Source organism: Marinobacter sp. GH_1 (genome assembly GCF_048595985.1).
Lineage (GTDB): Bacteria > Pseudomonadota > Gammaproteobacteria > Pseudomonadales > Oleiphilaceae > Marinobacter > Marinobacter shengliensis.
Genome location: NZ_CP184460.1, coordinates 1,013,608 through 1,040,243 on the forward strand (window position 1 = coordinate 1,013,608; position 26,636 = coordinate 1,040,243).

24 protein-coding genes are annotated in these 26,636 nt (G+C 58.1%); 16 read left to right on the forward strand and 8 right to left on the reverse strand.

The annotated features are described in order from the left end of the window. Positions 1-46: 46 nt before the first annotated feature. Both ACNSOI_RS04730 and ACNSOI_RS04735 read left to right on the forward strand, forming a co-directional pair. Positions 47-2,272 carry an acetyl-CoA hydrolase/transferase C-terminal domain-containing protein gene (locus ACNSOI_RS04730; RefSeq protein ID WP_061332308.1) on the forward strand — a complete coding sequence of 742 codons (2,226 nt, stop codon included), beginning with the start codon at positions 47-49 and terminating at the stop codon, positions 2,270-2,272. Next, positions 2,259-2,735 (forward strand): FKBP-type peptidyl-prolyl cis-trans isomerase, encoded by a 477-nt coding sequence (locus ACNSOI_RS04735; RefSeq protein WP_058091769.1) that lies wholly within the window; start codon positions 2,259-2,261, stop codon positions 2,733-2,735. The genes ACNSOI_RS04730 and ACNSOI_RS04735 overlap by 14 nt, the downstream gene beginning before the upstream one ends. On the opposite strand, the gene ACNSOI_RS04740 is transcribed toward ACNSOI_RS04735, so the two are convergent. Next, positions 2,695-3,510 carry a lysophospholipid acyltransferase family protein gene (locus ACNSOI_RS04740; RefSeq protein WP_420195226.1) on the reverse strand — a complete coding sequence of 272 codons (816 nt, stop codon included), beginning with the start codon at positions 3,508-3,510 and terminating at the stop codon, positions 2,695-2,697. The genes ACNSOI_RS04735 and ACNSOI_RS04740 overlap by 41 nt on opposite strands. Before the next feature lie 17 nt (positions 3,511-3,527). Then, a complete protein-coding gene (locus ACNSOI_RS04745) occupies positions 3,528-4,289 on the reverse strand; it encodes a GNAT family N-acetyltransferase (RefSeq protein WP_061332336.1) in 762 nt (253 codons plus the stop codon). 241 nt (positions 4,290-4,530) lie between these two features. Between ACNSOI_RS04745 and ACNSOI_RS04750 the strand changes: the two genes are divergently transcribed. From ACNSOI_RS04750 to glpK, 3 genes are all read left to right on the forward strand, one after another. Beyond that, positions 4,531-5,265 carry a response regulator gene (locus tag ACNSOI_RS04750; protein ID WP_058091771.1) on the forward strand — a complete coding sequence of 245 codons (735 nt, stop codon included), beginning with the start codon at positions 4,531-4,533 and terminating at the stop codon, positions 5,263-5,265. A 58-nt stretch (positions 5,266-5,323) separates the two neighbouring features. Then, positions 5,324-6,898, forward strand: a complete 1,575-nt coding sequence (locus ACNSOI_RS04755; protein ID WP_420195227.1) for an ATP-binding protein — start codon at positions 5,324-5,326, stop codon at positions 6,896-6,898. Between the two features lie 259 nt (positions 6,899-7,157). Beyond that, the gene (gene glpK, locus ACNSOI_RS04760) at positions 7,158-8,639 is read left to right on the forward strand and encodes a glycerol kinase GlpK (RefSeq protein WP_420195228.1); all 1,482 of its coding nucleotides are present in this window, start codon (positions 7,158-7,160) and stop codon (positions 8,637-8,639) included. A gap of 9 nt (positions 8,640-8,648) precedes the next feature. Here glpK and ACNSOI_RS04765 read toward each other — a convergent pair whose 3' ends face one another. Both ACNSOI_RS04765 and argF read right to left on the reverse strand, forming a co-directional pair. After that, complete coding sequence (locus ACNSOI_RS04765) at positions 8,649-9,722, reverse strand: ABC transporter ATP-binding protein (RefSeq protein WP_058091774.1); 1,074 nt, start codon at positions 9,720-9,722, stop codon at positions 8,649-8,651. A 3-nt stretch (positions 9,723-9,725) separates the two neighbouring features. Next, complete coding sequence (argF, locus tag ACNSOI_RS04770) at positions 9,726-10,640, reverse strand: ornithine carbamoyltransferase (protein WP_061332303.1); 915 nt, start codon at positions 10,638-10,640, stop codon at positions 9,726-9,728. Positions 10,641-10,850: 210 nt separating this feature from the next. On the opposite strand from argF, the gene grxD reads away from it, so the two are divergent. Beyond that, positions 10,851-11,177: a Grx4 family monothiol glutaredoxin gene (gene grxD, locus ACNSOI_RS04775; RefSeq protein ID WP_061332302.1), complete on the forward strand. Its 327-nt coding sequence runs from the start codon at positions 10,851-10,853 to the stop codon at positions 11,175-11,177. 8 nt (positions 11,178-11,185) lie between these two features. Here grxD and ACNSOI_RS04780 read toward each other — a convergent pair whose 3' ends face one another. From ACNSOI_RS04780 to ACNSOI_RS04795, 4 genes are all read right to left on the reverse strand, one after another. Next, the gene (locus ACNSOI_RS04780; RefSeq protein ID WP_420195229.1) at positions 11,186-11,944 is read right to left on the reverse strand and encodes a TonB family protein; all 759 of its coding nucleotides are present in this window, start codon (positions 11,942-11,944) and stop codon (positions 11,186-11,188) included. A gap of 5 nt (positions 11,945-11,949) precedes the next feature. Then, the gene (locus tag ACNSOI_RS04785; protein ID WP_342631974.1) at positions 11,950-14,163 is read right to left on the reverse strand and encodes a DUF1631 domain-containing protein; all 2,214 of its coding nucleotides are present in this window, start codon (positions 14,161-14,163) and stop codon (positions 11,950-11,952) included. A 161-nt stretch (positions 14,164-14,324) separates the two neighbouring features. Further along, entirely contained in the window at positions 14,325-15,626 is a 1,302-nt protein-coding gene (locus ACNSOI_RS04790; protein ID WP_420195230.1) for an HlyC/CorC family transporter, read from the reverse strand. A 75-nt stretch (positions 15,627-15,701) separates the two neighbouring features. Continuing rightward, a complete protein-coding gene (locus tag ACNSOI_RS04795; RefSeq protein WP_420195231.1) occupies positions 15,702-16,508 on the reverse strand; it encodes a cytochrome C assembly family protein in 807 nt (268 codons plus the stop codon). Between the two features lie 159 nt (positions 16,509-16,667). On the opposite strand from ACNSOI_RS04795, the gene ffh reads away from it, so the two are divergent. From ffh to recJ, 10 genes are all read left to right on the forward strand, one after another. Further along, positions 16,668-18,056 (forward strand): signal recognition particle protein, encoded by a 1,389-nt coding sequence (gene ffh, locus ACNSOI_RS04800; RefSeq protein WP_106693498.1) that lies wholly within the window; start codon positions 16,668-16,670, stop codon positions 18,054-18,056. Positions 18,057-18,221: 165 nt separating this feature from the next. After that, positions 18,222-18,461 carry a 30S ribosomal protein S16 gene (rpsP, locus tag ACNSOI_RS04805; protein WP_058091782.1) on the forward strand — a complete coding sequence of 80 codons (240 nt, stop codon included), beginning with the start codon at positions 18,222-18,224 and terminating at the stop codon, positions 18,459-18,461. A gap of 29 nt (positions 18,462-18,490) precedes the next feature. Then, positions 18,491-19,018, forward strand: a complete 528-nt coding sequence (gene rimM, locus ACNSOI_RS04810) for a ribosome maturation factor RimM (protein ID WP_152437468.1) — start codon at positions 18,491-18,493, stop codon at positions 19,016-19,018. 3 nt (positions 19,019-19,021) lie between these two features. Continuing rightward, on the forward strand, positions 19,022-19,780 hold the full coding sequence (trmD, locus tag ACNSOI_RS04815) for a tRNA (guanosine(37)-N1)-methyltransferase TrmD (RefSeq protein WP_152437469.1): 759 nt from the start codon (positions 19,022-19,024) through the stop codon (positions 19,778-19,780). 25 nt (positions 19,781-19,805) lie between these two features. Further along, positions 19,806-20,162 carry a 50S ribosomal protein L19 gene (gene rplS, locus ACNSOI_RS04820; RefSeq protein WP_022988899.1) on the forward strand — a complete coding sequence of 119 codons (357 nt, stop codon included), beginning with the start codon at positions 19,806-19,808 and terminating at the stop codon, positions 20,160-20,162. Between the two features lie 98 nt (positions 20,163-20,260). Beyond that, complete coding sequence (gene xerD / locus ACNSOI_RS04825; protein ID WP_230713728.1) at positions 20,261-21,166, forward strand: site-specific tyrosine recombinase XerD; 906 nt, start codon at positions 20,261-20,263, stop codon at positions 21,164-21,166. 90 nt (positions 21,167-21,256) lie between these two features. Then, entirely contained in the window at positions 21,257-21,991 is a 735-nt protein-coding gene (locus ACNSOI_RS04830) for a thioredoxin fold domain-containing protein (RefSeq protein ID WP_152437471.1), read from the forward strand. Between the two features lie 143 nt (positions 21,992-22,134). Then, a complete protein-coding gene (locus ACNSOI_RS04835; protein ID WP_152437472.1) occupies positions 22,135-23,436 on the forward strand; it encodes a homoserine dehydrogenase in 1,302 nt (433 codons plus the stop codon). 11 nt (positions 23,437-23,447) lie between these two features. Beyond that, positions 23,448-24,848, forward strand: coding sequence for a threonine synthase (thrC, locus tag ACNSOI_RS04840; protein ID WP_420195232.1), 1,401 nt, complete (start codon positions 23,448-23,450; stop codon positions 24,846-24,848). Positions 24,849-24,854: 6 nt separating this feature from the next. Then, positions 24,855-26,588, forward strand: coding sequence for a single-stranded-DNA-specific exonuclease RecJ (gene recJ, locus ACNSOI_RS04845; RefSeq protein WP_420195233.1), 1,734 nt, complete (start codon positions 24,855-24,857; stop codon positions 26,586-26,588). The last annotated feature ends 48 nt before the right edge of the window (positions 26,589-26,636 follow it).

The following is a 26,636-nucleotide window of genomic DNA, read 5'->3' on the forward strand; positions in this document are numbered from 1 at the left end:
GTGATCATCGACCCCGTTGCGATTCTCAAACAGTGGAGAGCTGGTGATGGCAGAACAGAACGGAGTCTATTACGACGACGCGAATGCGTGCGTGGACCGGGTAATCGAACGGGTAGGCAAGCGCATTACGCTGGGGTTGCCTCTCGGTCTTGGTAAGCCAGTTCGCTTTGCGAATGCCCTTTACCAGCGCGCCAAGGATGATCCGGAAATCCAGCTGCATATAGTCACTGCGTTGTCGTTGCTGGCTCCCGAGGGCGCATCGTCGCTGGAAAAGCGTTTTCTGGGGCCTTTTACCAAGCGCCTTTATGGCAACATTCCTGAGTTGGACTACGCGCGAGACGTCAATCGGAACCGGTTGCCAGACAACGTGACTGTCTCGGAATTCTTCTTCAAGGCCGGCAGTTATCTCAACAATCAGAGCCAACAGCGCCACTACGTTTGCACCAACTATACCCACGCCGTCCGGGATCTGATGGCGCAGGGGGTCAATGTGTTGGGCCAGTTGATGTCGCCTGGTGAAGATCATGGTCAGCCAGGACACCTAAGCTTCAGTTGTAATCCGGATTTGACCCTGGACATCCTGCCGCTGCTTCGGGAACGGGAAGCCGCTGGCACTCCGGTGGCCATGGTGGCAGAGCTCAATCACCACCTGCCGTGGTTCGGGCATCACGCCGAGGTTGAAGCCAGCCAGTTTGACGTGATCCTGTCTCACCGGGCCTCCGACTATCCGTTATTCTCCGCGCCCCAGATGGCGGTGAGCCCGGCGGACCACCTGATCGGGTTTTACGCTAGCAGCTTGCTGAAGGATGGCGGCACCCTGCAGGTGGGGATCGGGTCTCTTGGCGCCGCCCTGGTGCACAGCGCCATCATCAGACACAAACATAATGACGCCTGGAAAGCCGTGTTCGACCACCTGCAGGTGCAGGATCAGTTTCCGGTGGTGCAGGAGTATGGTGGTACAGAACCTTTTGAACAGGGACTGTATGGGTGCAGCGAAATGATGGTGGACGGTTTTGTCTACCTGCTTCAGGAAGGTATTCTCAAGCGCGAAGTCTACAATCATCCGGAATTGCAGAACCTGATCAACCGGGGTGAACTGACCGAGACCCCAAGCCTGGAGGCCCTGGACGTTTTGCACAACGCAGGCCTGATTGCCTCACCATTGCGGGCGCGGGATGTGAACTGGCTGGTCCGGCACGGGGTGCTGCGCGACCATGTTGAGTTCAAGGGCGGAAGGATACGACTCAATGAGGAGGTGTCGGTTGAGGCAGATCTATCCAATGCCGACACCCGCAAGGCGCTCGAGGCATTGGCGCTGGGTGACAGGCTGGCTGGTGGGATTGCCATGCACGGTGGTTTCTACGTTGGCCCGGAGAAGTTCTATCAGGCCCTGAGAGAGCTTTCAGACGACCAGCGCGACAAGATCTGCATGACCAGCGTTAATTTTATCAACCACCTGTATGACCATCGCTTTGGTGATCAGAAGCTCAAGGTGGCACAGCGGGTCCATGGACGGTTTATCAATTCGGCGATGATGTACACCCTCAACGGTTCGGCGGTGTCGGACGGGCTGGCGGATGGCCGTGTGGTGAGTGGTGTTGGCGGCCAGTACAACTTTGTGGCCATGGCCCATGAGTTGCCGGGGGCTCGCTCCATCCTGGCCCTGAGGGCCACGCGGGTCTCCGGTGGTAAGACCGTCTCGAACATTGTATTCAACTATGCCCACTGCACCATCCCAAGACACCTGAGGGATATCGTGATTACCGAATACGGCATCGCGGACCTTCGCGGGCAGTCCGATGAACAAGTGTTCCTCAGGCTGATCCGGATTGCCGACTCCCGATTCCAGGAGTCATTGCTGGCGCAGGCCAAGAAAGCGGGCAAGGTAAAAGCGGACTTCAAACTTCCAGCACACTGGCGCCAGAATACCCCTGAGAAAGTCGCCCGGGCCCTGAAGGCCGGGGGGGAAGGCGACTGGTTCCCGGCCTTCCCGTTTGGCAAGGATTTCACCGACGAGGAATTGAAGTTAGGGAAAGCCCTTAAGGGGCTGAAAGCCGCAACGGCTACTCCCCGTGGTAAACTGGCGACCATCTGGCAGGCCCTTAAGGCGGACGACGAAGAAGGGCGCTATGACGCCCTGCTTGATCGAATGGGTTTGAAAAAGCCGTCAGGATTCCGGGAAAAGCTGGACCGGAAGCTGGTAATCCATGGCCTGCAAAAACTCGAACCCGTAAAGAAACAGGAAACAAAACAAGCTGATGCAAGCCGATAAGCCGCAACTAAAGCCCGAAGTATTCACTGTCCATTACGTGCTCAAGAACCGTATAGGTGAGCTGGTGGATACCTCGGAAGGCAGTGAGCCACTGCATTTCCTGTACGGCACCCCGGAAATCATAGCGGGCATCCAGGAAGCGGTGAAAGACCGCCGGGTGGGCGATTGTCTCGAAGTCACTATCCCCCCTGAAATGGCCTACGGAGACTACCGCGAAGACCTGGTCCGCAAGGTGCCCCGCTCGCTTTTTGAAGGTGTGGAGAACCTGCAGGTTGGTATGAAGTTCCAGACCAACTCCGGCGACCAGGCCCAGGTGGTGCAGGTGGTGTCCATCGATGGCAACCTGGTGAAGGTAGATGCCAACCATCCGCTGGCTGGCTTTACCCTGTATTTTGACCTGGAGATCGTCGGTCGCAGAGAGGCTACGGAAGACGAGGTAGCCCAGGGGCGCCCGCTGTTCTGAGGCCGGTGGGCGTGGCCTCGAATTCGCCTGCGTGAATATGCTTCAAACCGGCACTGATCTGCTGATGGATTAAAGCGGTCAGGGCGATACTCGATTCCGAGCGGGCCGGGTCTATGGCCGGGTGAATCACCACATCCACCTGGGTCGGCGGTTGCCTGAGCAGCCGGATCAGGTGGGTATGGAAACTGTCGTCACCGATGAATGGGGCGATCGGATCCGGACGATGTGCTCTGCGGTAACCGATGGTTATTGGCTGGATAGGTGTGTTGGCGTCGCGGGCGGCGGCCAGCAAAAAACCGTGGATCGGCAGCACTGCCAGTCCCGAGCTGGTGGTGCCTTCCGGAAACACCAGGACAGACTCGCCGGTATTCAGGCATCGGCTGATCTCCGATTTTATTCGCCTGGCCTGGCCGCTTCCGCGCTGGATGAACAAGGTGCCGGCTTGCCTTGCGAGCCAGCCGATAATTGGCCAGTTGCCCACCTCAGCCTTGGACAGGAACCTCAACGGCGTTATGCACCCCAATATGGGAATGTCAGACCAGCTGATGTGGTTGGCAACGTAGAGTGCGTGGGCTTCCGTGGGCTGGCCGTGCACCCGGATACGGAACCCGAGGCACTGGCAGGCCCGACGGAAGCAGAAAGCGGCCCAGGGTGAACGGTCGACAGGTTGTCGCCGGAACAGGTCGACCAGTTTCAGGGTGATGGCCAGGGCGCAGGTGCCTGCCAGAAACACCAGGAACCCAGTAAGCCGGATTAGTAATCGTATCCACCCCATCTGCTGCTCCTTTGCCTTCAGGCAGTGCGCCCCATGAAATGCCGGCTATACCTGGCGGTCAGTTTGCTGACTTCCAGAACCACCAGCAGGTCCGCGCAGCGGAAGTCCGGGTCCCAGCAGGGTTCTCCACAGACCCTTGCGCCAAGGCGCATGTAGGCGCGAATCAGGGCTGGCACGTCATCGCTGTGTTCGTGTTCGGCGCGGGTCAGGTGTGGCAGGGCCCGGAGTGGGGTTACCCGGAATGCAGGCGCGGCAAGGTATTCATTCTGCAGGTGCCGTGCTATCCGCCAGGCTTTCATGCCGCCATCGGCCATGCTGATACTGGCGCAGCCAATCAGATAGTCCACGTTCCGGCTATCCAGGTATTCTGCCAGGGCTGCCCACAAAAGGGTGATGGTGCCGCCATTGCGGTAATCGGGATGAACGCAGGTCCTGCCCAGTTCCGCAAGGGTGCCCGGCAATTTACCCAGGTTGCTCAGATCGAACTCGCCTGATGAATAGAAGCCGCCAACCGAAGGCACGTCGCTCTGGTGCAGGATGCGAGTGGTTGCAACCACTTCACCGGTGCCGGCATCGGTAACGATCAGGTGGTCGCAAAGGGCGTCGTAGGCATCGGCATCTATACCCGGCGTGGTGGCGCCCAGATCACTGCCATACTCCTCGGAGAAAACCCTGTAACGCAGTCGCTGGGCGGTTTCGATGAGTTGTGGGCACCGTGTCAGGGTGGTTTTCAGCTGGCGCCCACGGCGCGGCTGGGAACGGGCGATTTGTGCTGTCATGGCCTTGGCCTCTTGTTTCAATCACAAGCCAAGGCTATGAAGCTCCTGTGACAGTGAGGTGAACTGCCGGTGACGTCTGTATGACAATGGCCGGGATCTGCCACAAACCGGATTTGTGTCACAGGCTGTAACCCTATGACCGTTCCATGTATATTTCTGAATAGCATGTATAATTGCTGTAACGGTACGTTGCCTGTATTGTCGGGTGGACGACCCCAAAAACCGGAATAAAAAAACAGAGATGGATGGCGTGGAACAGACAAACGAGAGTTGGCGAATCCTGATCGTAGAGGACGATGAACGGCTTGCGGACCTTACCCGCGAGTACCTCGAAAACAACGGGCTGACAGTCTCCCTGGAAACTCACGGTGGAGCCGCAGTTGAACGAATCCGTAATGAGCAGCCAGATCTTGTTGTGCTGGATCTCATGTTGCCGGGCGAAGACGGCCTGTCGATCTGCCGTCGAGTCAGGCCCTTCTATTCTGGCCCCATCATCATGCTCACTGCCCGAACCGACGACCTGGATCAGGTACTTGGTCTGGAAATGGGGGCTGATGATTACATCGGCAAGCCGGTACAGCCAAGGGTTCTGCTGGCCCGAATCCGGGCCATGCTCCGGCGGATGGAAACCGCCCCTGCCGGTAATCCGGAGGAAGGTGGTGAGGAGCCTGTGCGCCTGCAGTTCAATGACCTGGTGGTTGATCGCTCCATGCGGGAGGCCTGGCTCAGTGAAGAAAGCATTGACCTGACCAGCGCAGAATTTGACCTGCTTTGGTTGCTGGCCAGTAATGCCGGTCGGGTGCTCAGCCGTGAAGAGATCTTTACCGCCTTGCGTGGTATCGAGTACGACGGCCAGGACCGCTCCATTGATGTTCGGGTGTCCCGTATAAGGCCGAAAATCGGAGATGATCCCATTCACCCTCGTCGAATAAAAACGGTGCGCAGTAAAGGCTACCTGTTCGTAAAAGAAGCCTGACCGTTTTTCCGCGGCCTGTCCTCCCTGGTGGGCAGGCCGTGTTACCAGGGTAGGCCCAATGTCCCTGAAATTTTTCCTGACAGTCTATGCTCGCCTGGCCGGTGTCACCGCGCTGGTCATTCTGCTGTGTGTTCTTCTGTTCAACGGTATCAACTCCGTTCGTCATCAATTCTGGCATGAACGGTTCGCGGACCCTTTGATGCGCTGGCTGGCGGCGACGCCCGCGCCCACAAGGCAGTATCACTGGATGCCCTCCCTGTTCGACCTGCGTTCTGGCCCGCCGGAACAGTTCGACCTGGACAAAGTGGCCATGGAGCGGCTGGGGTATGGGCAGGTGGTGGCGCAACGTACCGATGTTGGGTTTCGTTATCTGGTTCGCTCTTTCGAGGGTGGCCTCGTTAGCCTGCGCCTTGAGCAACCATACCGGGAAATGGCCCAGGCAGTTGCCCTGGTGGTTCGATGGCATTTGGAAACGGTGAGCGCTGAGCAGCGGGCCGATGTTGCCTCGCAACTGGCGGAGGCCCTGGGCGTGCGTGTTGAACCGGTACAGGACCTGAAGGCGTTGCCCAATCAGGACGTTATTGAAGACATCGCCAACACGGGGCTGGTGGTTTTCAATGAGCAGGGCACCCGAAACACCCAGGTGCTGCTGCGTCTTGAGGAAGGTGATCTGGTTGTTGTTCGCATGCCGTCACCGTTCAATCCCTGGGCCTGGCCAATGATTGTCTTGCTTGGCATCGTGGTGGGCTCGGTGCTGGCGGCAGCTCTGTTCCTGGCCATGAGGTTTGTCGATGGCCATCTCCGGAAGGTGGAATCTGTGGCAGTGCGTATTGGCCGTGGCGAAATGGGCGCCCGGGTGGAGTCTGAGGATGGCACACTGGTGTCGCGGCTTGCCTGTTCGTTTAACAGTATGGCGGAGCACATACAGCGGCTGGTTCAGGTTCAACGGGAAATGATCCACGCCGTTTCCCACGAGTTGCGCACTCCGGTAGCCCGAATTCGCTTTGGTGTCCAGATGATCGAATCCGGAAGCAGCCCGGAGGTTCTCGAGAAGCAGCTGGACGGTATCGATGGTGATATCCAGGAGCTCGATGAGCTGATTGATGAAATACTGACCTACGCCCGCCTGGAGCAGGGTGGGCCGGTGTTCAGCTTGCGGGAGGACTCGGTAACAGACCTGGTTCGGCAAGTGGTTTCTGAACAACAGATGATCCGCCCGGAGATCCGGATTGAGTGTCGTATAGATGAGGAATCCGAGCGTTGGGCCCTGTCGGATGTGGAGCCCAGGTACATCCACCGGGCTATCCAGAATCTGGTGGGCAACGCTGGCCGGTATGCTGCTGGCCGGGTGTTGGTGAACTGCCATCTTGACGAGGACAACTGCCGGGTTGACGTGGAAGACGACGGCCCGGGGATCCCCGAGCAAGACTGGGAGAAGGTGTTCACCGCCTTTGCCCGGCTGGATGACAGCCGCACCAGAACCTCGGGTGGCTATGGCCTGGGGTTGTCCATCGTAAGGCGCATTCTTTACTGGCATGGCGGTCAGGCCTTTGTTGGGCGCAGTGACGAGCTCGGGGGCGCGCGATTCAGCCTGGTTTGGCCAAGACGTAAGCCGGATGACGCCATTTTGTGAGCCAGTGCTCACGACCTCACCTGATGTAACAAAGCTCTACAGAATAGCTACTGAATCCGTCAGCTTCCGGGCTGAGAATAGACAGCGTAAGGGATGACTTTTGAGGTTGTAGTTCTTACGAACTTTCCTTGTTTCATTCGTCATTTGAGGGCCGGATTTATCCGGCCCTTTTTTTATGCAAAATTTCCCGCCAATAGTGGTTATTCACACTCGGACTGCTCTCGGACTGGTAGACTCTCCTGAAAAAAAGGAGATCTGAATGTCCCGCTATTTGCTTGCCATTGATCAGGGTACCACCAGCTCCCGGGCCATCGTTTTCGATGCCAGGGGTACGCAGGTGGCAGTCGCCCAGCAGGAGTTTCACCAGTATTTTCCCCGAGACGGCTGGGTTGAACATGACGCCGTGGAGATATGGGACAGCACCCTGGCGGTGTGTCGCGAGGCTTTGGACAAAGCCGGGGTCCAGGCGTCTGCCCTGGCCGGCATCGGGATTACCAATCAACGGGAAACGACGGTTGTATGGGACCGTGAGACCGGCGAGCCGATCCACCATGCCATTGTCTGGCAGGATCGCCGCACCGCTTCGTTGTGCACCAAGCTCAAGTCGGATGGCCATGAGGCCCTGGTGGTTGAACGTACGGGCCTGCTGATTGATCCATACTTTTCTGCCACCAAGGTTGCCTGGCTGCTGGACAATGTGGAAGGTGCCCGCAAGCGAGCTGAAGCCGGTGAGCTGGCGTTTGGTACCGTCGATACCTGGTTGTTGTGGAACCTGACCAATGGCCAGTCCCATTGCACCGATGCCACCAACGCATCACGAACGGCCCTGTTCAATATCCATAAACAGGACTGGGACGATGATCTGCTGGCGCTTTTTCGGGTGCCCAAAGCGTTGCTGCCAGAAGTGCTCGACTGTGCGGATGAATATGGCGATACCCACGCAGATTGGCTTGGGGCACCGGTCAAGGTGGCGGGCATTGCCGGTGATCAACACGCCGCGCTGATCGGGCAGGCCTGTTTCGAACCTGGTATGGCCAAGAGCACCTACGGAACGGGCTGTTTTCTGATGCTCAATACCGGTGACGACGCCCTGCGTTCGGAAAACCGGTTACTGACCACCATGGCTTACCGGCTAAACGGTAAGCCATGCTATGCCATCGAAGGCAGTATTTTTGTTGCTGGCGCCGCCATGCAATGGCTCAGGGACGGTCTACGCCTGATTACTCACGCCAGCGAGTCGGCCGGCCATGCCGAAACGGTGGGTGTGGATAACCCGGTTTATCTGGTGCCGGCGTTCACCGGGTTGGGGGCTCCCCACTGGGACCCGAATGCCAGGGGCGCTATCTTGGGCCTGACCCGTGATACCGGTATTGCTGAGATTGTCACCGCCGGACTGCAGTCAGTGTGTTACCAGACCAAGGATCTGGTGAGGGCCATTCGTAACGATGGCGCGCGCCTGGAGTCGATCCGGGTAGACGGCGGCATGGCGGTAAACGACTGGGTAATGCAGTTTCTCTGTGACATTCTTAACGTGACCGTTGATCGGCCAAAGGTAACAGAAACCACCGCCCTGGGCGCGGCGTATCTGGCAGGACTGCAGACCGGAGTGTTCGAAAGCCTGGAGCAGATTTCCGATATGTGGGAGTGCGAGCGGCAATTCCGGCCGGATATGAAGCCGGCGCTTCGGGAATCGCTGTATGCAGGCTGGCTGGATGCAGTCGAGCGGGTCTGCAACAACTGACCCGCTCTCTCAACTGGTGCGTTCGAAGGCAATCAGGTGATCGGCTTCGACACGCACCGGCACGTGTTCACCCATGTGGAAGTCCAGGTGGCTCCGGAACAGGGCCTCGAATTCGGTATCTTCCGAGCACCGGAACCGATACAGGGTTGACGTGCCTGCGAAGGTTTTCTCCACCACTTTCGGTTTCAGGTCGGAGTGCTCATCGTAGACGATATCGTCCGGGCGAATCAGAACGTCCAGTAACGTGCCCGGCTTCCATTTATAGGCCCGGTTGCCGTGGATAACGCCCAGTTCGGATTCAATGGTGTCCGGCCCCAGGGCGGTACCGGGAATGAAGCCGCCCTGGCCAACGAAGCTGGCTACGAAGCGGTTGGCGGGTTCGTGATACAGGTTGTAGGGTACGTCCCATTGCTGCAGAGTGCCGTCTTTGAGCACGGCCACCTGATCGCACATGGCAAACGCTTCCTGTTGGTCATGGGTGACGAGGATAGCGCTGATGCCGAGTGTTTTCAGGATATCCCGTACATCCAGGCTCAGCCGGCGCCGAAGGTCGGTATCCAGGTTCGAGAACGGCTCATCCAGCAGAATCAGCGTTGGCTCTGGCGCCAGTGCCCTGGCCAGGGCGACCCGCTGTTGCTGGCCGCCGGATAGCTCGTGGGGATAGTTATTTGCCAGGTCCTGCAGGTGTACAAGGTTGAGCAGCTCCATGACCTTCTGGCGACGTTCGGCCTTGGTCATGTTCCTCAGGCCAAACCCGACGTTATCGGCGATGGTCAGGTGCGGGAATAGCGCATAATCCTGAAACACCATGCCGATACGACGCTTTTCAGGAGCCAGGGTGCGCCCGGGAAGGCTGATTGCCTGGGACTGGAGCTGGATTTCCCCGCTGTTTAAAGGCAAGAAGCCGGCCAGGGCTCTGAGAATGGTGCTTTTGCCACAGCCACTGGGGCCGAGCAGGCACCCAATGTCGCCGTGGCTCAGGGCGAAGCTAACGTCTTTAACGACAGAGTCGCCGCCATAGCCGCAGGACAGGTTGTTGACTTCCAGCAGCCAGTCGGCCGGTGGCAGCAAAGATTCAGGCATGGATCAGTCCAGGCGGTTAAGAATGAGGAACTCGAGCAGGGCCTTCTGGGCGTGCAGGCGGTTTTCCGCTTCATGCCACACCACTGAACCCGGGTGCTCCATCATGTCGGCGGAAATCTCCTCGCCACGGTGGGCAGGCAGGCAGTGCATGAACAGGGCATCCTTGGCGGCCACAGACATCAGTGCCGGGTTGATCTGGTAGTCCTGAAAGGCTTTCTCTCGGGCCTTCTGCTCGTCTTCCTGGCCCATGGAGGCCCAAACGTCGGTGACCAGCAGGTTGGCACCCTTTGCAGCGTCTTCCGGTGTGCGCACCACGGTTACGCGATCACTGTGGGCTTTCAGCAGGTTACTGTCTGGTTCATACCCTTCCGGGCAGGCCACGTTCAGGTGAAAATCGAACTGGGCCGCCGCGTTGATGTAGGAGTGGCACATATTGTTGCCATCACCAATCCAGGCAACGGTAGCTCCGCGGATGCTGCCGCGATGTTCACGGTAGGTTTGCATATCCGCCAGCAGTTGGCACGGGTGGAATTCGTCGGTCAAGGCATTGATCACCGGCTTGCTGGAAGCCGAGGCAAAGCGCTCAACGGTTTCGTGGGCAAAGGTCCGAATCATCACCGCATCCACCATGCTGGATATCACGATGGCGGAGTCCTCGATGGGCTCGCCCCGGCCAAGCTGGGTGTCCCGGGGCGACAGGAACATGGCGGTACCACCGAGCTGGGTCATGCCCGCTTCAAAGGATACCCGTGTGCGGGTGGACGACTTTTCAAAGATCATCGCCAATACCCGGTTTTTCAGGGAATCCCGGGTTTTACCCGCATGCCACTCTTTACGAAGCCTGGACGCATGATCAAGGAGCTGTTCCAGCTCACTGGTGGTCATGTCGTTCAGAGTCAGAAAATGTCTTGCCGCCATGAAAGGCCCCTGTTTCAAGGAAACTGCTGTACGGTTAGCATCTGAAAAGGGCATCAAGTCTAGCCCTTCACAACCCGTAAAACAACGCCGGGGGTGGGGTGGTTGCTCTGGGTCAAACACATCGGTTTGGTGGCTAATCGACCAGCCGTGTACAATGGCGGTTAAGTGCCGTGTAACGGTAAACCTGATTTCAACCAGAGGTATGAGTTCATGGATATCAATGAAACCATCAAGAGCCAGCTCGAAGAGAACCCGGTCATTCTTTACATGAAGGGCACTCCGCAGGCACCGCAGTGCGGTTTCTCCGCCCGTACCGTTCAGGCTCTGATGGCGTGCGGTGAGCGGTTTGCGTTCGTGAACATTCTGGACAATCAGGAGCTGCGCGAAGCCCTCAAAGTCTATTCAAGCTGGCCGACTTACCCGCAGCTCTACATTGGTGGTGAGCTGGTGGGCGGTTGTGACATTGTTCTGGAAATGTCCGAGAGCGGTGAGCTGGCCAAGGCGGTTAAAGACGCGGTCAAGCAAGCCGAAGCCTGAGCTTTCTTTTAGCGGCGCTTCGGGGTGAACACCAGCTTTACCTCGAAGCGGTCCCGCTCTTCTCCTTTTGGCTCCGGATAGGGGCTGGCAGCCAGCGCGGCACGATACGCTGCATCATCAATCCCCTGGATACCCGTCGATTCCACAACCCGTGCCCGGGTCAGCGCGCCATTGGCGAGCAGTCTTAATTCCAGTTCCATCGTGAGTGTCTCCTGCAGGCCCGCTATTGCAGGCACTCGCTCCTGTTCAAGTTGTTCCGCCAGATGGGTGGCCAGCAGAATCAGGTACGGGTCCTGCTCTGACGGCGACAGGGTTATCCGCTGAATCGCTTCCGGCTCGTCTTTGGTGGTTGAGGTTGACGGTGTGGATGCCATCGATTCAGGACTGGCCGGACGCCGTTGTGAGCGGGGCCGGCTGGTTTCGGTTCTGGCTGCTGGTTCTGGGGTGGGCCGGGCGGTTTGGGTCGAGACTGGCTCGGCAACAGGTCGGTTTGCTGAGTCGGTCGTGATTTGCTCAGGGGCCTCAACGGTAAAATCCGGATGCCTCGGGGGTTGTGGTTCAGCGGCGTTGGGGCTGGATGCGGTGCTGGTTTCGGAGGCCGGGGACTGGAGAGTAAACACCAGGCGATGACTGAACTCCCGGGCTTCCCTCAGGGGTGAGGGAAGCCCGGCCAGTAGCAAGGTGTGCACTGTCAGGGCCAGGGAGATGGCCAGAATCAGCCGATAGGACGCCGGGATCGACGGAGGTCGAAGGCCTGGCTCTGACATCGCAATCAGGCGGTTTTGGTGCGCAGGTTGCCCACGACGGCATTCAAGGCGCGGTCAATCAGGGCACCCTGTTCCAGAAGCGTCAGGCGGCCCCGGCGCATTTCGTGGGCCAGCTCCACCCTGGTTTTCTCGATCACCTTCAGGCCCATGCGATTAACGAACACGAAACAATCGGCCTCTTCGATAACCGCAGACAGTTTACATCGGAAGCTGGTACCGTTGACCAGCTTGAACTCAACCCAGTTGCCGATCTCGATGTCATCCAGCTTCGCTACATACTCCGCAATGGCAGCATCTTCCAGTTCCTGCTGGCGCTCAACGGCGGTCTGATGCACGGTGGGCGCTTCTTCTTCGATCTCTTCAGGGCTGTCCTGGCGTGCCTCGATGGCCGCATTGGTGCGGAAGGCTTCCGCCAGTTCGTGCTTAAGCTGCCCCATCATCTGGTCCAGACGGGAAGCGTTGTAAGACACTTCCTCCAGCCCGGCCCGGAGTGTCTTGAGTAAGGCAGGAACAACCCGGACCCATTGATCCCGCTCTTCGTCTTCCTCGTGGGGATGCAGGCACCAGATCAGGTCGTCTACCACCCGGGCCGTCTCGTGCCAGCGGTGCTCGGTGTCGTCACGCAGGTAAGCGAGAAACATGACCCTGCTCCAGCCATTAATCAGAATATCGTGAACCGGCTCGGGCAGGCGGTATCGGGAGACTTTTTCTTTGATCAGCCGGTCGACCGCTTCCTGGGCCTTCTGGGACTTGATGCGGCCCCGTTCAGACTCCCGGGTACGTTGTTCCACCAGAGACGCCTTGCGGTTTTCGCGCTCCAGGAACTGTTCGAACTCCTGGTTCAGTGTTTCGAACAGGGCGACATCGCCGTCAAATTCATTGAGAATTCGCTGCACAACGTTATGAATCTGGCCATAGAGCTTGTCTCTGGCTTTTTCATCACTGGAGCTCCAGCCAATACCGGCACGGGCAAGGGAGTTGAGCAGTTTGCGGGCCGGGTGGGTAGCTTTGCTGAAAAAGCTCTTGTCCTTGATGACCACTTTCAATATCGGAATCTGCAGCCGGCTGATCAGTACCTGTACCGGAGCAGACAGGTTGTAGTCATCCAGTATGAACTCGAACAACATGGAGACCAGGTTGATCAGGTCTTCGTCTACTTCATTCAGGGCCGGCTTGCGTCCATCCTGGCCTTCGGCTCTTGCCAGCAATTGCTGCACGATCTGCCGGAGATCCAGTTCCACCGGTTTGCCGGTGCTTAGATCTTCGCTGTCCTGAAGGTTGTCGTAGCTAGGCAGGGAATTGAGCATATCTGCCAGTTCAGGTCCTCCGACTACCCGCAGGGCCGGGTCCGCACTACGTGGAGGCAGGCCTGAATTGGCCCTCTGCAGCGCCAGCATCTGGCGAATCTGATCAAACAGGGCGGTGTCTTCAGGTCTCTGCTCGTAAGCGGCGGCCTCACCGCCTCCGGCCTTGGGCGCTTCGCCCTGCGCTGGCTTGCCCGGGGCTTTTTGCTGTTGGCCAGCCTTGCCGTGGAATCGGAAGTTGGGGATGACGCCGGCCTGGATCAGTATTCGGTTGGCTTCATCCAGCAGCATGCCCAGGTTGGACACCACGTAGCGGTCAAACTGCTTGAGAACGATCAGCCGCTCCCTGATCTGGATCTCCAGCGCCTGGATGGCCTCGGTGAAAGCGCTGCACAGGTGTTCCGGTGCCATTGGGTTAACCGGCACCTCTTCAGTGGCGTCCGGGTACACTTCGGTGAATCGCGCCTGCAACTGAATCAGGGGGCCCTGGAAGTGTGCCTTGGCCTTGGTGATCATGGCATTCAGGGCAACCTGTTCTTCCAGGTCGTCATTGCCGACCAGCGACAGGGTGTCTGCACTTGCCTGTTGGGTGGTGTCCGGCGTTTGCAGCTGTCCGGCGTGGGGGGGATTAGCAAAGAATTGGGCAACGGCGTTCTGGAAATGCCGCTCAACCCCTTTGCGCTTTATGCGGATTTCCCGCATCGCTTCAAAGTACCGGTTCTGCTCGTTGTTACTACGGGCATTATTCGCCAGTTCGAAGAGTGAATCATCGACAGCGTCAAAAGCCCCTTGCAGCAAATCTCCCAGTCCCGCGACAACCGTGTCACGGATACGGGTTACCTCCGCAGGAACCGGCCGGGAGCTGGCTGCTTCCCGGTGCTCGCGGAGGTAATGTATGCCGGACTGCTTGTTCATGGCCGACTCCTGTTTACGCCTCAACCGGATACATGACCGAGCTTGCTCTTCTTCTATTCTGAATTATTGGTTAAATTTAGCGCATTTTTGGTTGGATTAACATGAATAAACGCTAACCTGGGACGTCATTCAAAAAGCCGGCCTCATCGGCCGTGTCCGGTTCACCGAGCCGGGCGGGGTTCCAGGGCCGGCCGAGACCGTTTGCCGAGGCGTTTGGGGTGCACAATCGCCGCTTTCACCACGTTGTCCTTGATCTGCAGCACTTCCACTCGATGGCCGCCTACCTTGAGGCAAACGTTGGTTTCCGGAATGTTTTCCAGGGTTTCGGTGATCAGGCCGTTCAGGGTTTTCGGACCGTCGGTGGGCAGTTTCCAGCCCAGGGTCTTGTTGATGGATCTGACCGCCGCACCGCCGTCGATGATATAGGTGCCGTTATCCTGTGGGATAATGTCTTGTGAGGTGGCGGAGTAATCGGTGGTGAACTCGCCCACAATCTCTTCAAGGATGTCTTCCAGCGTGGCCAGGCCCAGAACTTCTCCGTATTCATCCACCACGATGCCAAAGCGGCGGCGGCCTTTCTGAAAATTGAGGAGTTGAGTGTTCAGGGGGGTGCTTTCCGGGATGAAATAGGGCTCCTGGCTTAACTGCATCACCATAGCTTTGTTTATCTCCGGCTCCTGCAGCAGTTTGGCGGCACTGCGCAGGTGTAGTATTCCCTGAATGTTGTTGATGTCTCCCTTATACACAGGCAGGCGAGTGTGCTGGCTGCTTCGGAGTTGGCGAATGATGGTGTCCGTGTCGTCGTCCAGGTCGATGCCCGCCACTTCGTTGCGGGGCACCATAATGTCGTTCACGGTCACTTTTTCCAGGTCCAGAATGCCTACCAGCATGTCTTTGTGTTTGGCGGGTATCAATGCGCCGGCCTCATTAACAACCGTTCTGAGTTCTTCCCGGCTCAGGTGGTCCTCTGTGGCCTGAGCTGAGGAAACGCCGAGCAGACGCAAAATGCCGGTTGTAAACAGATTAACGGCCCACACCAGCGGGTAGAGGATTTTCAGTAGCGGCCTCAGCACGTAGCTGGCGGGAAAAGCAATTTTCTCCGGGAACAGGGCGGCCAGTGTTTTCGGGGTCACTTCAGCAAAGATCAGGATAACGATGGTGAGCAGTACGGTGGCGACAGCAATGCCGGCATCACCCCAGATCCGGATGGCGATCACAGTAGCGATGGCCGAGGCGAAGATGTTCACGAAATTGTTGCCGATCAGGATGACGCCAATCAGCTGGTCGGTCCTGCTAAGGAGTTTCTGCGCTCGGCGTGCGCCTTTGTGGCCGGTTTTCGCCATGTGTTTCAGGCGGTACCGGTTGAGGGACATCATTCCCGTCTCTGAGCTTGAGAAGAAGCCCGACAGGATAATCAGACCGACAAGAAGAATGAACAGCGCCGTCAGCGATGTTTCGTTCAAAAGAAAAGCCCTTATGTTGACGACAAGAGTGGAAAATAGGGTGAGTTGGTTTGTAGTGTCAAGCTATTCGGGTGATCAGCCGCCTCTCTGGAACAGAAGTTCCAGCACGAATTTGCTGCCATAGAATGCCAGCATCAGCAGAGCGCACCCCGCCAGAGTCCACCGGCTGGCGGTCATCCCCCGCCAGCCTTTGGTGTAGCGGCCCACCAACAGCCCGATAAACACCATCAGTGAGAGCATGGAAAATAGTGTTTTGTGGGCCAGGTCCTGGGCAAACAGGTCTTCGATGAAGACTGCGCCAGTGACAATGGCCAGTACCAGTAGGACAACGCCCGCCCAGACCATTTCGAACAGCAGGGACTCCATGGTTTGCAGTGGTGGCAGGTTGCGGACCAGCAGGCTGTTGTAGTTGTGTTTGAGCTGCCGGTTCTGGAAATACAGCAGTACCGCCTGAATGGCCGCCAGGGTGAACAGGCTGTAGGCTGTCACTGACAGCGCAATGTGCGACAGCATGCCATAGCTCTGGTCCGGCACAAGGCGGGAAGGGGTCTGGGTGATCAGTGTCATCACAATCGTCAGTGCCGCGATTGGGTAGGCCCCGAGGAACAGGCTTGCGACGGGCTTGGTCAGGTTCAGTCCCAATAACAAAAACACGATCAGCCAGGAAATGAGCACGGAACTTTTGAAAAAGCTCAAATCGAAGCCGCCATCCATGTGCACGGTCTGGGCAATCAGCAGGCCATGGCCAATCAGTGCCAGGATGCCAATCAGGGTGGTGATGGCCAGATTACTCTGTACCCGCCCCCTGAAATGCAGAGCCTGCAGGGCGGTTCCAACGCTGTAAAGAAAGAGTGCGGTAACCGCGAGAATCAGCGTTCCCATGACATCCTTAGTGTGTTGCCTTGTAATGAAAGCGGGCACGGAGTTGTTCAGAGGCTCCGTAGTCTGGGTATAATGTCGCGATTATGCAACAGGAATCAAGCAGCCCGGGCTGGCTTCTTGATTTGTGTGAACAATTTCTCCGGGGTACGGAAGAGCAACATGTTTGAGAACCTCCAGGACCGGCTATCCGGTAGCTTGCGCAAGATCTCCGGCCAGGCACGCCTGACCGACGACAACATCAAAGACACGCTTCGCGAAGTTCGTATGGCGCTGCTGGAAGCGGACGTCGCGCTGCCGGTAGTCAAGGATTTCATCGAAGGTGTCCGGCAGCGGGCTATTGGTCAGGAAGTCCAGCGCAGCCTCACGCCGGGCCAGGTGTTTGTAAAGGTTGTCCAGCAGGAGCTGGAGCGTGTGATGGGCGAGGGCAATGAATCCCTCAACCTGTCTACCCGGCCGCCGGCGGTGATCATGATGGCCGGCCTGCAGGGGGCTGGTAAAACCACGACGGTCGCCAAGCTCTCCCGCTTCCTTAAAGAGCGTCAGAAAAAATCCGTGCTGGTGGTCAGTGCCGATATCTATCGGCCGGCGGCCATCCGGCAGCTGGAAACCCTGGCCGGTGAAGTGGGTGTCGAGTTTTTCCCCAGCACCACCGAACAGGACCCCGTGGACATTGCGAACGGGGCGATTGAGGCGGCGCGCCGCAAGCATATCGATGTGGTGATTCTCGATACCGCCGGGCGTCTGCACGTAGACGAGCAGATGATGGGTGAGATCGGTCGGCTGCATAAGGCCGTGAACCCGGTGGAAACCCTGTTCGTGGTTGACGCCATGACCGGTCAGGATGCCGCCAATACCGCCAAGGCGTTCAACGATGCCCTGCCGTTGACCGGTGTGGTGCTGACCAAGACCGATGGCGACGCCCGGGGCGGCGCGGCGCTGTCTGTACGCCATATCACTGGCAAGCCGATCAAGTTCCTGGGTGTTGGTGAGAAATCCGATGCCCTGGAGCCGTTTTATCCAGACCGTGTTGCGTCCCGCATTCTGGGGATGGGGGATGTGCTTTCCCTTATTGAGGAAGCAGAGCGCAAGCTGGATAAACAGAAGGCCGAGAAACTTACCAAAAAGATCAAGAAGGGTAAGGGCTTTGATCTGGAAGATTTCCGTGACCAGCTCCAGCAAATGAAAAATATGGGCGGCATTGGTGGCCTGCTGGATAAGTTGCCGGGCATGGGGCAGATGGCCCAGATGGCGCAGCAGCAGGTAAATGACAAGTCGGTTGGCCAGATGGAAGCCATCATCTGCTCCATGACGCCCAAGGAGCGCCGTTACCCGGATGTGATCAACAACTCCCGCAAACGCCGCATTGCCGCCGGCTCCGGTACCCAGATACAGGATGTGAATCGACTGCTGAAGCAGCACAAGCAGATGCAGAAGATGATGAAGAAATTTGGCAAGAAAGGCGGAATGGCCAACATGATGCGTGGTCTTGGTGGTATGATGCCGCCCGGCGGCGGTGGTGGTGGCATGCCCCCGTTCGGCCGTATGTAAAAAGCCTTACATATAAAATGGGGAAACCGAGCGTTTCCCTGTTTTCATTGGCGCTTTTTTGGCATAGAATAGCGCCCCTTTCGAGTATGGGTCTTCTCGTCAGCCGCCAGTCGGCATGGTGAGAATCGTACAAAGTTCGTACAACAGAACAGGATATTGGTCGAAATGGTAACAATCCGTTTGGCTCGTGGCGGCTCCAAGAAGCGCCCGTTCTACCATCTGACAGTCACTGACAGCCGTAACTCCCGTGACGGCCGTTTCATTGAGCGTGTTGGTTTCTTTAACCCGGTTGCCCGCGGCCAGGAAGAGCGTCTGCGTGTAAATCGTGAGCGCGTTGATTTCTGGCTGGGCCAGGGCGCCCAGGCAAGTGATCGCGTTGCCCAGCTGCTCAAAACTGCTGGTTAATTGCACGTGAAGACCGGGGTTTGACAGGCATGACACAGCATCCACAGGAAACTGTGATCGGCCAGATCACCTCGGTGTTCGGGGTCAAGGGTTGGCTTAAAGTCTTCTCTTACACTGAGCCCCGGGAAGGGATACTCACTTATCGTGACTGGACTCTGGTTCTTGACGGTAAGCGTATCCCGGTAAAGCTTGAGGAAGGTCGCCGCCAGGGGCAGGGGATCGTCGTCAGGCTTAAAGGTATAGATGACCGTGAGCTGGCCCGCTCCTATGGCGGTGCCGAGATCCGGGTTCCAACCGAGCAGTTGCCGGAATTGCCTGAAGGGGAATTCTATTGGCACCAGCTGGAGGGGCTTGAAGTGTTCACGGTTGAAGGTGAGTGCCTGGGTAAGGTGCATCACCTGCTGGAAACAGGCTCCAACGATGTCCTGGTGGTGCGCGCAACGGCGAGCTCCATTGACCAGCGCGAACGGCTTATCCCCTATCTGCCTGATCAGGTGGTTCACGGGGTGGATCTGGACAACTCGCGCATGGTGGTCGACTGGGATCCGGAGTTCTGACGGGTGTGGATTGGCGCGGTCAGTCTGTTCCCGGATATGTTTTCTGCGGTGACGGATTACGGTATTACCGGCAGGGCAGTTCGTGAAGGGTTACTGACCTTCAGCTGCTGGAATCCCCGGGATTATACCCACGACCGACATCGCACGGTGGATGACCGGCCCTATGGCGGCGGCCCCGGAATGCTGATGAAAATTCAGCCCCTCCGGGATGCCATCCATGAGGCCAGGGCATCGGCACCCGGCAAGGCCTGTGTGGTCTACCTTTCGCCACAAGGTGAAAGGTTGGATCAGTCGGTGGTGGAGTCTCTGGCCGCCGAACAGCAGCTGATTCTCGTTGCCGGTCGTTATGAAGGCGTTGATGAGCGCCTGATATCGGCGGAAGTCGACCGGGAAGTGTCTCTGGGGGATTTTGTACTCTCAGGTGGCGAACTGGCGGCGATGGCTGTGATTGATGCGGTAACACGCCTCATCCCCGGAGCGCTGGGTCATGCGCAGTCAGCGGAGCAGGATTCCTTTGCTGACGGTTTGCTGGATTGTCCGCACTATACCCGGCCCGAGGTTTACGAAGGTCAGGCGGTGCCGGAAGTTCTTTTGGGCGGTCACCATGAACAGATCCGGCGTTGGCGATTGAAAGAATCGTTGAGGCGAACCCGGGAGCGACGCCCCGACCTGCTGGAAAAGCGGGTGCTTACGGAAGAAGAGCGTCAGCTTCTGGAAGAAATTTTGAACGAACCGGGTGTCTCTGAGTCATCAGGGCATTGAAAGATTGGGTATCAGGAGCATTACGATGAGCGGCAAGAACAACATCATCAGTCAACTTGAAGCAGAACAGATGACCAAGGAAATCCCTGCGTTCGCGCCGGGTGACACCGTGGTTGTTCAGGTTCGCGTAACTGAAGGTAACCGTGAGCGTCTGCAGGCGTTTGAAGGCGTGGTTATTGGCAAGCGCAACCGTGGCATGAACTCTTCCTTCACCGTTCGTAAGATCTCTTACGGCGTGGGCGTTGAGCGTACTTTCCAGACCTTCTCCAAGCTGATTGACAGCGTGAGCGTGAAGCGTCGTGGTGACGTGCGTCAGGCCAAGCTTTACTACCTGCGCGATCTGTCTGGTAAGGCAGCTCGTATCAAGGAAAAGCTTAACTGATTCAAGCCCCTGGCTAATCAGTTGCAAAAAAAGCAGCCTCGAGGGGCTGCTTTTTTTATGCTGTAATGCCTACAGGCAGCAAGTGAAGAGGTATAACCTTGCCCCGGCCAGACGATGAGCAACTGATAGCCCGGTTTTCCGATGCCATCTGGCTGGAAGACGGCTTGGGTGAGAAGACCCGTCAAGCCTACGCCAGCGATTTGTTCAGGCTGGCCGATTGGTTGCAGGCCCAGCCCGGTTCGCCAACGCTCCGTGCTGCCCGGCGCACCGATCTGCTGGCCTGGATGTCGAGGGGGTTGGCGGATGGTATCAAAACCAGTACCGCGGCCCGGCGGTTGTCTGGTATTCGTCGTTTCTATCGTTTCCTGCTGCGTGAAGGTTTGATCGCCGAAGATCCGACGCTGAGAATCGACAGTCCGCGGTTGCCCAGGCGGCTGCCGGATACCCTGACAGAAGATGATGTAGATGCCTTGCTCACAGAGCCGGACCCACAGGAGCCGATTGAGCTGCGCGACCGGGCTATGCTGGAAATTCTATACGGTTGCGGACTGCGGGTGTCGGAGCTGACCGGGTTGACCGTTGATCAGGTCAATTTGCGCCAGGGGGTTGTTCGTATCAGTGGCAAGGGTGGTAAAGAGCGGTTGGTGCCGCTGGGCGAGGAGGCCGTGGACTGGTTGGTTCGGTACATGAAAGAGGCCCGAAACGAATTGTTGAAAGGCAAAAGTAGCGACGCCCTGTTTCCTGGTAATCGGGCCACGGCCATGACGCGCCAGACCTTCTGGCACAGAATCAAGCATTATTCCGTTCGTGCGGGCATTCGCAAGCCCATTTCACCGCATACCCTGCGACACGCCTTTGCCACGCACCTGCTCAATAACGGGGCCGATCTGCGGGTGGTGCAGATGTTGCTGGGACACTCCGATCTTTCCACGACTCAGATCTACACCCATGTGGCGCGTCAGCGGCTTCAGGATTTGCACCAGGCGCACCATCCCCGGGGTTAATCTGGTATGTTAGCCGGATGAACTTTTGCTGAGTGGCGGTGTCGCATCACAAGGTTTCGAAATTACAAACACAGAAGGTAAGTTAAACCGATGAATCTGAATATTGTGGCCGTTGTGGCGGGTCTGGTGATGTCACTGACCTGGGTTTCCGGGGCGAGTGCTGCCGACACCGAGGATCAAATTGCCAAGCGCCTGATGGATGCGGTGCCTGGTCTGAAAGTGACCTCGGTGCGGGAGTCTGAGGCGGCAGGCCTTTACGAAGTGCAAAGCAACAATGGCGACACCATTTACACCACGGCCGACGGTGTATACCTGCTGACCGGTGATCTGTTGAAGATTACCGACAACGGTATTGCCAACGTGTCAGAGGCGTCGCGGGCCGGGCAGCGGCAAGAGCAGATGGCGGCGTTTGCCGGCAAGGGTGTGATTACCTACCCGGCCAAGGGTGAGCAGAAGGCGGTGATTGATGTGTTTACCGACATTGATTGCCCCTACTGCCGGAAAATGCACGATGAAGTGCCGCAGTTAAACGAATACGGTATCACCGTGAACTACTACGGTTTCCCCCGTTCTGGCCCGGGAACCCCATCATTCAGAAAGTATGAGTCGGTCTGGTGCGCCGAAGATCAGCGGGAAGCAATGGACGCCGCCAAGGGTGGCAAGTCTGTGGCCCAGAAAACCTGTGATAACCCGGTTGAAGAACAGTACCGCCTGGGTGGTCAGGTAGGGGTCACCGGTACGCCGGCCATTCTTCTCGAAGACGGTAACATGGTCCGGGGCTACGTACCTGCGCGAAACCTGGCCGAAGGTCTCGGGATTCTGTAATTTTCCCCGGAGCTGTCGCACAGCTCCGACGTTTATCGTGTTAACTGCAACTGATTCGGGGCTTATTCAGAGGGCCCCGAATCGGTATACTATTGCCCTTTGTTGCAATCCATCAGCACCCCATCGGGATCAGAGGTGAGAGCTTGAAAGACGTTAATGTCGGAATTTGCGGACTGGGAACCGTTGGCGGCGGTACATTCAATGTCCTGACTCGCAATGCCGCGATTATTGCGGGGCGTGCGGGCTGCAATATCCGGATTACCCGGGTGGCCAGTCGCCATAGCCGGGATGACCTGGAGCTTGGCAGCGTTCCTTTCAGCACCGACATCTTCGATGTGGTGAATGACCCTGACATTGACATAGTGGTTGAGCTGATTGGTGGCTATGATGCCGCCAAAGAGCTGGTACTGGCCGCGATTGCCCAGGGCAAGCATGTGGTTACCGCCAACAAGGCGCTGATTGCCGTGCACGGTAACGAGATTTTTGAGGCGGCCGAGAAAGCCGGCGTTGTTGTCGCCTACGAAGCCGGCGTTGCCGGTGGTATTCCGGTGATCAAGGCGGTGCGTGAAGGCCTGGCGGCCAACCGCATCGACACCATTGCCGGCATCATCAACGGCACAGGTAACTACATCCTGACCGAAATGCGCGCAGGTCGTGAATTTGGTGAAGTGCTTAAGGAAGCTCAGGCCCTGGGTTACGCAGAGGCAGACCCGACCTTCGATGTGGAAGGCATCGATGCAGCCCACAAGCTGACCATCCTTGCAGCGTCAGGTTTTGGCGTTCCGCTGCAGTTCGAGAAAGCCTACACCGAAGGCATTTCCGGCATTACGCCTTACGACATTTCCCATGCCGAGCTGCTCGGCTATCGGGTAAAGCACCTGGGTATTGCCCGTCGCCGTGATGACGGTATTGAATTGCGTGTCCACCCAACGCTGGTGCCGCAAAGTCACCTGATTGCCCAGGTGGATGGCGTGCTCAATGCGGTGCTGGTAGACGGCGACGCAGTAGGGCAGACCATGTACTACGGCCCCGGTGCCGGTGACGAGGCCACAGCATCTGCGGTGATCGCAGACATTGTTGACGTGGCCCGCGCGGTTGCCAGCAACAGTCAGCAGCGTGTTCCCTATCTGGGCTTCCGCCCGGAGGCTCTGGAAGACCTGTCGGTCCTGCCAATGGAAGATGTGCAGTCGGCTTACTACCTGCGTATTCAGGCCTTTGACCATCCGGGTGTGCTGGCCAAGATTGCCGCGATCCTGAGTGAGCATGGCATCAACATCGAATCGATCATGCAGAAAGAGTCCGAATTCAAGGATGGCCGCATCCCGGTCATCATCCTGACCCACACGGTTCAGGAACGCCAGATGAACCTGGCCATCGAGGAAATGGAAGCCCTGGCCGACATCGATGGCAAGGTTGTCCGTATTCGCGCTGAAAACTTTAACTGACAGGTACGCACGTGAGATACATCAGTACACGGGGTGAAGCGCCCGCTCTGGGCTTTGAAGACGTTCTTCTGACAGGCCTGGCTACAGACGGCGGCCTGTATGTGCCGGAATCACTGCCGCACTTCAGTGTGGAAGAAATCCGCAGCTGGCGTGGGCTCCCTTATGCAGAGCTGGCTTACAAGGTGATGTACCCGTTTGTGGAAGACGCCATTCCGGCGGATGATTTTCGCAAGATGCTGGGCGAAACCTACAGCGTATTCAGTCACCAGGCGGTCGCGCCCCTGGTGCAGCTGGACACCAATGAGTGGGTGATGGAGCTGTTCCGGGGCCCCACGCTGGCGTTCAAGGACTTTGCCCTGCAGCTGTTGGGTCGACTGCTGGATTACGTCCTTGAGAAGCGCAAGCAGCACGTGGTGATTATGGGTGCCACCTCCGGTGACACCGGCTCTGCCGCCATCGAAGGGTGCCGCCGTTGCGAGCATGTGGATATCTTTATCCTGCATCCGTACCAGCGAGTATCGGAAGTACAGCGCCGGCAGATGACTACGGTGCAGGGTGACAACATCCATAACATCGCGGTCAAGGGGAACTTCGACGACTGCCAGCGCATGGTAAAAGAAAGCTTCGGCAACCAGTCATTCCTGGGTGGCAAAACCCAGTTGGCAGCGGTGAACTCCATCAACTGGGCGCGGATCATGGCCCAGATTGTTTACTACTTCCAGGCGTCCCTGGCCCTGGGTGGCCCGGACCGCAGCATGGCGTTCTCGGTACCCACCGGCAACTTCGGGGATATCTTTGCCGGTTACCTGGCCAAGAAGATGGGCTTACCCATCAGCCAGCTGGTGATTGCCACCAACCGCAACGACATCCTGCATCGCTTCATGAGCGGCAACAAGTATGAGCAGCATCAGCTGGAGCACACTTTGTCGCCGAGCATGGATATCATGGTGTCCAGCAACTTCGAGCGCCTGCTGTTCGACCTGCACGGCCGTGACGGTGCGGCGGTGAAAGATCTGCTGGAGCGGGCAGCCAAGGGTCCGGTCAGCATCGAAGACTACCGCTGGAAGCACGCCCGCAAGCTGTTCGACAGCGACGCAGTGGACGACAAAACCACCTGCGACACCATTCGGGACATCTACGAGAAGAACGAATACCTGCTGGACCCGCACACCGCCATCGGCGTGCGCGCCGCCCGCAACTGCCGCCGCGACAGCACTGTACCGATGATTACCCTGGGTACCGCTCACCCGGCCAAGTTCCCGGACGCCATCGCCGAGTCTGGCCTGGTTGTAAAGCCGCAACTGCCGGCCCACATGGCGGACCTGTTTGAGCGGGAAGAGCGCTACACCGTGCTGGATAACAACGTGTCCGAGGTGCAGGGCTTTATCGCCAAGCATTGGAAGAACGCCTGATCCGGCATGACTCCTAAAAAAATCCTGCGTCGTCCCCAGCCGTCCGACGTGACGGGCTGGGGGCAAAACCTGCCCCCCATTCTTCGCCGCCTGTACGCCGCCCGCGGTGTGCATTCCGACGACCAGCTCCAGTACACCCTGAAACACCTGGCGTCGCCCATGCAGTTGCGTGGCATAGATCGCGCGGTTGAACTGCTGGCCGAGGCCGTTGCCCAGAAGCAGCGGGTGATGGTGCTGGGGGATTTCGATGCCGATGGCGCTACCAGCACTGCCGTCGCCATGCTCGGGCTGTCCATGCTCGGTGTTGCAGCCATCGATTTCCGGGTGCCCAGCCGCTTCTCCGATGGCTACGGCCTGACGCCGGGCATCATTCACCGGTTACAGGAAGAGGGCGACCTGCCCGACTTGCTGGTGACCGTCGATAACGGTATTTCCGCCATCGAAGGTGTGCGTGCTGCCCGGGAACTGGGCATCAAGGTGGTCATCACCGATCACCACCTGGCCGGTGACGAACTGCCAGACGCCGACGCCATCGTTAACCCCAATCAACCGGGTTGCCCATTCCTGAGCAAGAACGCCGCCGGTGTCGGCGTGATGTTCTACGTGCTCACCGCCCTGCGCAAATACCTACGGGACAACAACCTCCTGCCAGACCCGGAGCCCAACCTCGGCAACCTGCTGGATCTGGTGGCCCTGGGTACCGTGGCAGACGTAGTACCGCTGGACCACAACAACCGGATTTTTGTCGAGCAGGGCATCCGCCGCATTCGCAAGGGCGAAGCCCGGCCGGGCATCCTGGCCCTGCTGGAAGTGGCGGGCCGTGACTACACCGAAATCAGCGCTACGGACCTCGGCTTCGTGGTTGGCCCGCGCCTGAACGCCGCCGGCCGGCTGGATGACATGAGCATCGGCATCGCCTGCCTGCTCGCCGACAGCCGCGACGAAGCCCTGCGCCTGGCCCGGGAGCTGGACAATTTCAACCGCGAACGCCGCAGCATCGAAAAAGATATGAAAACCCAGGCCCAGGACCTGCTGGCTTCCATGTCTCTGGATATTGAAGGCCTGCCCTGGGGCCTGGCGCTGTTCGACCAGGACTGGCACCAGGGCGTAATCGGCATCCTGGCCGCCAGAATCCGCGAACAGACCCATCGCCCCACCATCGCCTTCGCCCCCGATGACGACGGCCAGCACCTGAAAGGCTCTGCCCGCTCCATCCCCGGCCTGCACATCCGCGACGCCCTGGCTGTGGTAGACGCGAAAAACCCGGGCCTGATGAAAAAATACGGCGGCCACGCCATGGCCGCCGGCATGACCATTGCCCGGGACGACCTCGAACGGTTCAGCAACGCCTTCGACCAGGCCGTGCGCGATACCCTGAAACCGGAAGACCTGGAAGCCGCCATCACCACTGACGGCCCCCTGACACCGGACGAACTGAACCTGGACACCGCCTACCTGCTCAAACGCGCCGGCCCCTGGGGGCAGCATTTCCCGGAGCCGGTGTTTGATGGCGAGTTCCGGGTAGTAAGCCAGCGGATTGTCGGTGAGAACCATCTAAAACTGGTGCTGCAGCCGGTTGAGGGCGGCGGCATTATTGATGGTATTGCGTTCAACACCGGGCCGGAAGTGCCGGACTTTACCCGGAGTGGCGCGCGGGTGGTTTATAAGCCGGATGCCAATACTTTTCGGGGGAGAACCAACCTTCAGTTGTTGGTGGATTATCTGGAGCCATTGGGCTGAACTCTCGTTGGAGATCGGCGCTAGAGAAGGGTGGGGTCTGACCCCGAG

What these genes read in the sequence shown, in the direction of transcription:
- recJ (WP_420195233.1), top strand. Translation starts at nt 24,855, where the DNA reads ATGACTCCTAAAAAAATCCTGCGTCGTCCCCAGCCGTCCGACGTGACG.
- ACNSOI_RS04750 (WP_058091771.1), top strand. Translation starts at nt 4,531, where the DNA reads ATGGATGGCGTGGAACAGACAAACGAGAGTTGGCGAATCCTGATCGTA.
- ACNSOI_RS04785 (WP_342631974.1), bottom strand. Translation starts at nt 14,163, where the DNA reads ATGAACAAGCAGTCCGGCATACATTACCTCCGCGAGCACCGGGAAGCA.
- ACNSOI_RS04830 (WP_152437471.1), top strand. Translation starts at nt 21,257, where the DNA reads ATGAATCTGAATATTGTGGCCGTTGTGGCGGGTCTGGTGATGTCACTG.
- ACNSOI_RS04740 (WP_420195226.1), bottom strand. Translation starts at nt 3,510, where the DNA reads ATGGGGTGGATACGATTACTAATCCGGCTTACTGGGTTCCTGGTGTTT.
- ACNSOI_RS04755 (WP_420195227.1), top strand. Translation starts at nt 5,324, where the DNA reads ATGTCCCTGAAATTTTTCCTGACAGTCTATGCTCGCCTGGCCGGTGTC.
- ACNSOI_RS04780 (WP_420195229.1), bottom strand. Translation starts at nt 11,944, where the DNA reads ATGTCAGAGCCAGGCCTTCGACCTCCGTCGATCCCGGCGTCCTATCGG.
- ACNSOI_RS04745 (WP_061332336.1), bottom strand. Translation starts at nt 4,289, where the DNA reads ATGACAGCACAAATCGCCCGTTCCCAGCCGCGCCGTGGGCGCCAGCTG.
- grxD (WP_061332302.1), top strand. Translation starts at nt 10,851, where the DNA reads ATGGATATCAATGAAACCATCAAGAGCCAGCTCGAAGAGAACCCGGTC.
- rpsP (WP_058091782.1), top strand. Translation starts at nt 18,222, where the DNA reads ATGGTAACAATCCGTTTGGCTCGTGGCGGCTCCAAGAAGCGCCCGTTC.
- argF (WP_061332303.1), bottom strand. Translation starts at nt 10,640, where the DNA reads ATGGCGGCAAGACATTTTCTGACTCTGAACGACATGACCACCAGTGAG.
- rplS (WP_022988899.1), top strand. Translation starts at nt 19,806, where the DNA reads ATGAGCGGCAAGAACAACATCATCAGTCAACTTGAAGCAGAACAGATG.
- ACNSOI_RS04795 (WP_420195231.1), bottom strand. Translation starts at nt 16,508, where the DNA reads ATGGGAACGCTGATTCTCGCGGTTACCGCACTCTTTCTTTACAGCGTT.
- rimM (WP_152437468.1), top strand. Translation starts at nt 18,491, where the DNA reads ATGACACAGCATCCACAGGAAACTGTGATCGGCCAGATCACCTCGGTG.
- ACNSOI_RS04765 (WP_058091774.1), bottom strand. Translation starts at nt 9,722, where the DNA reads ATGCCTGAATCTTTGCTGCCACCGGCCGACTGGCTGCTGGAAGTCAAC.
- ACNSOI_RS04735 (WP_058091769.1), top strand. Translation starts at nt 2,259, where the DNA reads ATGCAAGCCGATAAGCCGCAACTAAAGCCCGAAGTATTCACTGTCCAT.
- ffh (WP_106693498.1), top strand. Translation starts at nt 16,668, where the DNA reads ATGTTTGAGAACCTCCAGGACCGGCTATCCGGTAGCTTGCGCAAGATC.
- glpK (WP_420195228.1), top strand. Translation starts at nt 7,158, where the DNA reads ATGTCCCGCTATTTGCTTGCCATTGATCAGGGTACCACCAGCTCCCGG.
- ACNSOI_RS04730 (WP_061332308.1), top strand. Translation starts at nt 47, where the DNA reads ATGGCAGAACAGAACGGAGTCTATTACGACGACGCGAATGCGTGCGTG.